This is a genomic window from Micromonospora sp. NPDC003776 (assembly GCF_053605645.1).
The window spans coordinates 1-7,298 of sequence record NZ_JBSGJR010000358.1; the positions used below are offsets into that span (position 1 = coordinate 1).

General features: G+C 73.6%; 8 protein-coding genes. 4 read left to right on the forward strand and 4 right to left on the reverse strand.

Going from position 1 to position 7,298, the window contains the following annotated elements:
* Positions 1 to 1,190: winged helix-turn-helix domain-containing protein (locus ACWEVO_RS24645; protein ID WP_452309884.1), on the reverse strand; the 1,190-nt coding region annotated here is incomplete at its 3' end.
* Between the two features lie 78 nt (positions 1,191 to 1,268).
* On the opposite strand from ACWEVO_RS24645, the gene ACWEVO_RS24650 reads away from it, so the two are divergent.
* The gene (locus ACWEVO_RS24650) at positions 1,269 to 1,820 is read left to right on the forward strand and encodes an N-acetyltransferase family protein (RefSeq protein ID WP_452309885.1); all 552 of its coding nucleotides are present in this window, start codon (positions 1,269 to 1,271) and stop codon (positions 1,818 to 1,820) included.
* On the opposite strand, the gene ACWEVO_RS24655 is transcribed toward ACWEVO_RS24650, so the two are convergent.
* Positions 1,719 to 3,029, reverse strand: a complete 1,311-nt coding sequence (locus ACWEVO_RS24655; protein ID WP_452309886.1) for a glycosyltransferase 87 family protein — start codon at positions 3,027 to 3,029, stop codon at positions 1,719 to 1,721. The genes ACWEVO_RS24650 and ACWEVO_RS24655 overlap by 102 nt on opposite strands.
* Positions 3,030 to 3,064: 35 nt before the next feature.
* Between ACWEVO_RS24655 and ACWEVO_RS24660 the strand changes: the two genes are divergently transcribed.
* The 3 genes from ACWEVO_RS24660 to ACWEVO_RS24670 all read left to right on the forward strand — a co-directional run bounded on the left by ACWEVO_RS24660 (position 3,065) and on the right by ACWEVO_RS24670 (position 5,131).
* Positions 3,065 to 3,637: an N-acetyltransferase family protein gene (locus ACWEVO_RS24660; protein WP_452309887.1), complete on the forward strand. Its 573-nt coding sequence runs from the start codon at positions 3,065 to 3,067 to the stop codon at positions 3,635 to 3,637.
* A gap of 47 nt (positions 3,638 to 3,684) precedes the next feature.
* A complete protein-coding gene (locus tag ACWEVO_RS24665; RefSeq protein ID WP_452309888.1) occupies positions 3,685 to 4,644 on the forward strand; it encodes a sigma-70 family RNA polymerase sigma factor in 960 nt (319 codons plus the stop codon).
* Between the two features lie 109 nt (positions 4,645 to 4,753).
* Complete coding sequence (locus ACWEVO_RS24670) at positions 4,754 to 5,131, forward strand: VOC family protein (RefSeq protein WP_452309889.1); 378 nt, start codon at positions 4,754 to 4,756, stop codon at positions 5,129 to 5,131.
* 47 nt (positions 5,132 to 5,178) lie between these two features.
* On the opposite strand, the gene ACWEVO_RS24675 is transcribed toward ACWEVO_RS24670, so the two are convergent.
* Both ACWEVO_RS24675 and ACWEVO_RS24680 read right to left on the reverse strand, forming a co-directional pair.
* Entirely contained in the window at positions 5,179 to 6,066 is an 888-nt protein-coding gene (locus tag ACWEVO_RS24675; protein WP_452309890.1) for a carbohydrate ABC transporter permease, read from the reverse strand.
* A 1-nt stretch (position 6,067) separates the two neighbouring features.
* On the reverse strand, positions 6,068 to 7,186 hold the full coding sequence (locus tag ACWEVO_RS24680) for a carbohydrate ABC transporter permease (RefSeq protein WP_452309891.1): 1,119 nt from the start codon (positions 7,184 to 7,186) through the stop codon (positions 6,068 to 6,070).
* Positions 7,187 to 7,298: the final 112 nt, after the last annotated feature.

Consider the following 7,298-nt stretch of genomic DNA (forward strand, 5'->3'; position numbering starts at 1 on the left):
GGAGCCGCCAGATCGCCGCCCTCCGGCGGGGCGACCGCGTCCAGGCCGAGCCAGCCGGCGAGCCGGTACAGCTCGGCGGCCAGCGCCACCGCCGTCTCGCCCGGATCCACTCCCGGCTCCCGCCAGGCGGCCGGCACCAGCAGCACCCCGGACCTGCGGTCGGCCTTGAGGTCGACCCGGGCGGTGAACCGCTCCCCCTGCAGGAACGGCAGCACGTAGTAGCCGTGCACCCGCTGGGGGGCGGGCACGTAGATCTCGATCCGGTAGGTGAAGCCGAAGAGCCGCTCGGCGCGGGCCCGCTCCCAGACGATCGGGTCGAAGGGACTGACCAGCGTGTTGCCGCGCACCCAGCGGGGCAGCCGGGCCCCGGCGTGCAGGTAGGCCGGCTGCCGCCAGCCCTGAACGGTGACCGGGGTCAGCTCGCCCGCCTCGACCAGCTCGGCCACGGCCCGCCGGGCGCCGGCCGCCGGCAGCCGGAAGTAGTCGCGCAGCTCCGGCTCGGCCGCCACGCCGAGCGACCGGGCGGCGAGCGCGACCAGGGTGCGGTGGGCCTCGGCCTCGGTCGGGGTGGGGGCGTCGAGCACGGCCGACGGCAGCACCCGTTCCGGCAGGTCGTAGCGGCGGGCGAAGGAAGGCGTGCGGTCGGCGGCGGTCACCTCGCCGGCCCAGAACAGGTATTCCAGGGCCCGCTTGACGGTCGACCAGTTCCAGCCCCAGTTGCCCGTCTCGCGGGGCGCGTCGTGCTCGATCTCGGCGGCGGTGAGCGGCCCCTTGGCGGCCACCTCGTCGCGGACCCAGGCGACCAGCTCGGGCTGCTCCTGGGCGACCCGGCGCATCCAGCCCCAGGCCTCGTCGCGGGCCCGGGCCATCCGCCAGCGCAGCACCGGGTGCAGGCCCACCGGGACCAGCGACGCCTCGTGGCCCCAGTATTCGAAGAGCTCACGGGGGCGCCGGTAGGCGGCGGTGTCCAGCAGGGCGGTCGGATAGGGCCCGAGCCGGCTGTAGAGCGGCAGGTAGTGCGCGCGCTGCAGGACGTTGACCGAGTCCATCTGGATCAGCCCGACCCGGTCCAGCACCCGGCGCAGGTGCCGGCGGGTGGGCACGCCGGTGGGCGCCGGGTCGGCGAAGCCCTGGGCGGCCAGCGCGATCCGGCGGGCCTGGGCGAGCGAGAGCGATTCCGGTACGGCCATCGTCGGCGACCCTAATCCACCGGTACGACACGGCGCTGGACGCTGGACCGGCCCCCCGTCGGGGCATAGAACGGACAGATGTTCACCATTCGCCGGGAAGAGCCGGACGACGCCGAGGCCGTCGCCCGGGTGCACGTGCACAGCTGGCAGACCGGGTACGCCGGGATCATGCCGGACGAGGTGCTGCGCCGGCTGAACCCGGCCGCCTGGGCGCAGCGCCGCCGCGACCTGGGCACCGCCGACCCGGAGCATCCGTTCACCACGCTGCTCGCCGAGGCCGACGGGACGCTCGCCGGGTTCGTCACCTTCGGGCCGTACCGGAACAACCAGGATCGCGGCGACCTCGACCCGAAGTACGGCGAGATCCTGGCGATGTACCTGGAGCCGGACTGGTGGGGCAGGGGGGCGGGGCGGGCGCTGTTCGCCGCGGCGCGGGCCGGCCTGGCCGAGCGGGGCTGGACGGAGTACCGGCTCTGGGTGCTCGCCGACAACGTCCGGGCCCGCCGGTTCTACGAGCGGGCCGGCCTGTCACCGGACGGTGAGGAGTCCAGCTATCCGGTGCCGCTGCACGGCGGGCGGGACCCGGTCCGGCTCCGGGAGCTGCGCTACACCGGCCGGCTCGACGGCTGACCCGGGCGGCCGGCCGCGGTCGGCGGCGCCCCCGCCGGTCGGCGTGGCCCAGCGCCGGATCGGCAGCCCGAGCAGCAGCGCCAGGCTGATCCAGACGTACGTGTTGCTGCCGAGGAAGCCGCCGACCCCGGTGAAGTCCTTCTCGTACGCCCAGACGATCCGGCTGATCAGGAAGGCGTACCCGACGAGCGCGGCGGCCAGCAGGAGGCGGCGCCGGCCGCTGCGCGCGGGCGCTGCCATGCCGTTGTCGACCAGCAGGATCAGCGCGGGCAGCAGCCAGACCAGGTGGTGCACCCAGGTCACCGGGCTGACCAGGCACATCGCGGCGCCGGTCAGCGCCAGGCCGGTGGCCTCGTCGCCGGCGGCGACCGCGGCCCGGGAGCGCCACGCCCAGACGGCCAGCGTGGCGAGGACCACCGCCAGCCAGGCGACGGTGCTCGGGTGCTCCGGGTTCAGCCGGGCCACCACACCGCGCAGCGACTGGTTGGAGACGAAGGCCAGCTCACCCACCCGGTCGGTGTTCCAGAGCGCCGCGGTCCAGAACTCGCGGGAGGCGTCCGGGAAGAGCCCGCCGGCGAGCAGGGTCGCGCCGGCCGCCGCCGCCATCGCGGTGCACGCGGCCCGCCAGCGGCCGGTGACCAGCAGGTAGACGATGAAGATGCCGGGCGTCAGCTTGATCGCGGTGGCCAGGCCGATGCCGGCCCCGGCCCACCGGCTGCCGGCCGGCAGCAGCCGCAGCAGGTCCACCGCCACCAGGAAGAGCAGCAGCATGTTGACCTGGCCGAAGTTGACCGTCTCGCGCATCGGCTCGAACGCGGCGGCCAGGCAGAGCGCCACCGCGAGGGCGAACCAGCGGGTCCAGCCGGACCGGCGGGCGATCGGTTCGACCAGCCACCAGATCACCACGGTGCTGGCCAGCACGGTGATGACCACGCTCACCGTGATCGCCGCCAGCCACGGCAGGTACGCCATCGGCAGCATGACCAGCGCGGCGAAGGGCGGGTAGGTGAAGCCGTACTGGGTGTTGGGCTTCAGGAAGTCGTAGATCTCCCCGCCGTCGTGCACCCACCAGTTCAGGGCGCCGTAGTAGACGCGCAGGTCGAAGAAGCCGTGCCGGACGGCGGCCACCGAGAGGAAGGCGGTCACCGCGACGGCGAGCGCCAGCACCGCGCCGACCTGCCCGATCGTGCGCCGGGCACCCTGCGCCACCGTCGCCTCCCTCGCCCTGCGTAGGCTCACGTCCCATGGCTCTCGGCTACGTCCGCCCCGCGCGTCCGGAGGACGCCGGCGAGATCGCACGCATCCAGCTCGCCACGTGGCGGGTCGCGTACCGCCGGATCCTGCCCCGACACGTGCTCGACAACCTGGACGAGGCGTACCTCGCCCGGCGGTGGAGCGCGGCGGTGCAGGAGCCGCCCTCGGGCGCGCACCGCGTGCTGGTCGCCGTCGAACAGGCCGAGCAATCGTATCTGGTGGGGTTCGTCGCTTCCGGTCCGGCCGACGAGGAGGCGCTGGCGCCGGGCGAGCCGGCCGAGGCGCTGGGTGACGGCGTGGTGGCGGTGACCGACCTGCTGGTCGAGCCGCGGTGGGGCCGGCGCGGGCACGGCAGCCGGCTGCTCGCCGCCGCCGTCGAGGGGTGGCGGTCCGACGGGTTCGGCCGGGCGCTGGCCTGGGCGTTCGACGCCGACGCGGCGACCCGGAAGTTCCTCACCAGCACCGGCTGGGAGCCGGACGGCGCGGCCCGGGCGCTGGACGTGGACGACATGCTGGTCCCCCAGGTCCGGCTGCACGTGGCCGTCCCTCCCGAGGCCGCCTGACCGCCCGTCGGCTGGCCGGTGTCGGTGGGTCGGCCTACGGTGTCGACATGACCACGGCCACCGCGCACACCGCCGCCGAGCTGGAGGCGTTCCGGGTCGAGCTGACCGGCTACGCGTACCGGATGCTCGGGTCGGTGTTCGACGCCGAGGACGCGGTGCAGGAGACCCTGCTGCGCGCCTGGCGCGGCGTCGACCGGTTCGACGGCCGCTCCAGCCTGCGCACCTGGCTCTACCGGATCGTCACCAACGTCTGCCTGGACCTGCTGCGCGGGCGCGGCCGGCGGGCCCTGCCGGTCGACCTGGGCGCCCCGTCGGCGCCGGTGGCGGAGTCGCTCGGGACCCCGTCCGGCGACTGGGTCGAGCCGGTGCCGGACGCCGCGGTGCTCCCGGCGGACCCGGCGGAGCTGGCGGTGGCCCGGGAGTCGGTGCGGCTGGCGTTCGTCGCCGCGCTCCAGCACCTGCCGCCCCGGCAGCGGGCCGTGCTGATCCTGCGGGACGTGCTGCGCTGGCGGGCGGTCGAGGTCGCCGAGCTGCTCGACGCCAGCGTGCCGGCGGTCAACAGCGCCCTCCAGCGGGCCCGGGCGACCCTCGCCGGGGTGCCCGACCGGTCGGCCGCCGGGGCGGACCTCGGCCACGCCGACCGGGAGCTGCTCGACCGCTACGTGGACGCCTTCGCCCGGTACGACATCGACGCCCTGGTCGCCCTGCTGCGCGAGGACGCGGTGCAGAGCATGCCGCCGTACGCGATGTGGCTGCGCGGCGCGGCGGACATCGGTCGGTGGCTCGCCGGTCCGGGCGCCGGGTGCCGGGGCTCCCGGCTGGTCCGGATCGCCGCGAACGGCGGTACGGCGCTGGCCCAGTACCGGCCCGATCCGGCCGGCGGCGGCCACCACGCCTTCTCGATCCAGCTGCTGGACGCCGTCGACGGCCGGATCGCCCGGCTCACCCACTTCCTCGAGCCCGGCCTCTTCCCCCGCTTCGCCCTGCCCCTGCGCCTCGAATCCTGACGCCGGCACCGATGAGTTCCGGCCGGCCGCGTCGTCCACCCCTCGTGAGCCGCGCGCCGACTCGTTGACCCGGGAGAGGAAACCGGGCACGACCACGAGGGAGAGAACGATGCTCGACGACACGAAGGCGTTCAGCAGCTTCGCGGTGGACGACACCGACCGCGCCGAACGCTTCTACGCGGACACGCTCGGCCTGCGGGTCTCCCGCGACGAGACGATGGGCGACCTGCTGCGGCTGCACATCGGAGGCACGTCCGTGCTGGTCTATCCGAAACCCGACCACGCACCGGCCGGCTTCACCGTGCTCAACTTCCCGGTCGACGACATCGACCGCGCGGTGGACGGCCTGGTCGCGCGGGGCGTGCGGTTCGCCCGGTACGACGGCATGCCGCAGGACGACAAGGGGATCATGCGGGGCAACGGCCCGTCGATCGCCTGGTTCACCGACCCGGCCGGCAACGTCATGTCGGTGATCGAGCAGCGCTGACCGGATGGCCGGCGGTCCCGGCACGGGGCGGGACCGCCGGCCGCCGGTCAGCCCTTCTCCGCGCCTTCGTTGGCGTCGCGGACGAAGTAGCGCTGGAAGATCATGAAGAGCACCGCCACCGGGATGGTGGCCAGCAGCGCCGCGCCGAGCTTGAGCGGATACTGGGTGCCCTTGCCGAGCGAGCCGCTGACCAGGTCGGCCAGCCCCCGGGGGAGGGTGAACAGGCCCGGGTCCTGGACCGCGACCAGGCTGTGTGGGAACTCGTTCCAGGATCCCTGGAACGACAGGATGGTCAGGGTGATCAGGGCGGGCTTCGCGGTCGGCAGCACCACCGACCAGAAGGTGCGGAACACTCCGGCCCCGTCGATCCGGGCCGCCTCCTCCACACTGACCGGCACCGACTCGAAGAACTGCTTCATGATGAACACGCCGGCCGCGTCGGCCAGCAGCGGCACCACCAGGCCCGCGTAGCTGTCGTAGAGGCCGAGCTGCTTGAGCACCAGGAACTTGGGGATCAGCAGCACCACGCCGGGCACCGCCATCACCGCGATGACCGCGGCGAAGATCCCGGCCCGGCCGCGGAAGCGCAGCCGGGCCAGGGCGTAGCCGGCGAGCGAGTCGAAGAACACCCGGCCCACCGTGACCAGCACCGTGACCAGCAGGGAGTTGCCGAGCCAGAGCGGGAAGTTGGTGCCCGCGAAGATCCGCTCGAAGCCGGCCAGGGTGACCGGGTCGGGCACCGGCGAGAGCGGGTGCGCGGCGGCGTCCGGCTCGGTCTTGAGCGAGTTCGCGATCTGGATGACGAACGGGTAGAGGAAGACCAGCCCGAAGAAGATCAGGATCGCGTACCCGAGGAAGCGGTTGACCAGGGCGCGCGGCCCGCGGTCGGCGCGGGGCGCGACCGGCGGCGCCGGCCGGTCGGTCAGCACGGCCATCTCAGGACCCCTCCGGTACGCGTCGGCGCCACCACCGGGCCCGCCGGGGCTCGTCCCGGTCGGCCATCACCCGGCGCTGGAACAGGGTGAGCAGGATGATGATCAGGAACAGCACGAACGAGATCGCCGCGCCGGAGCCGTAGTCGAAGTCCCGGAACGCGGTCCGGTACGACAGGTAGGCCGGGGTGAGCGTGGTCTTGGCCGGGTCACCCTGGCTCATCACGTACACCTGGTCGAAGACCTGCCAGGAGCCGATCAGGCCGAGGGTGAGCACCAGGAACATGGTCGGCTTGATCAGCGGCAGGGTGACGTGCCGGAACCGCTGCCACCGGGTCGCGCCGTCCAGGGTGCTGGCCTCGTCGAGGACCACGGGGACGTTCTGCAGCGCGGCGAGGAACATCAGCATGAAGGTGCCCGAGGTGGTCCAGACCACCAGGCAGATGATCGACATCATCGCCACGCTCGGCCCGGCCAGCCAGTCCCACCAGGTCAGCCCGAGCGGGCCGCCGGCGGTGAGGGCGGCCGGCGGGTTGTCCACGCCGACGGCGCCGAGCAGCAGGTGCAGTACGCCGCGGGAGTCGGCGAACCACTGCGGCCCCTCGATGCCGAAGAACCCGAGCAGGGCGTTGACCGCGCCCGAGTTGGCGAACATGAACAGGAAGACCACGCTGATCGCCACCGAGCTGGTGACCGAGGGGAAGTAGAACGCGGTCCGGAAGAAGCCCTTCCCCTTCAGCATCCGGTTGTTGACCACCAGGGCGAGCCCGAGGGCGAGCACGGTCTGCGCCGGCACCACCAGCGACACGTAGTAGAGGTTGTTCCGGATGCTGGTCATGAAGTCGCGCCGGGCCAGCCCGTCCTCGGCGAACAGCCGGGTGTAGTTGTCGCCCCCGACGAACGGGACCTGCCCGGTGAACGGGCTGCCCTGGCCGTTCCAGTCGGTGAGGCTCACCCAGAGCGCCATCAGGATCGGCAGCAGCAGGAAGAGCCCGAGGATCACCAGCACCGGCGCGACGAAGAGCCAGCCGGCGACGTTCTCGTTGCTCCGGATGCCGCCACCCCGGCGACGCGGCGGCCGGACCGGCGTGCCGGCCGGTGCGCGCAGTGCGTCGGTTGCCATCTTTTCTCCCCTGTGTGCCCGGGAGCCGGCGCGGGGGGGGGGGGGGCGGCCCCCCCCCCCCCCCCACAGCCCCCCAGCGGCGCCGAGGGGATAGTGTAGAAGTTTGCGCGCA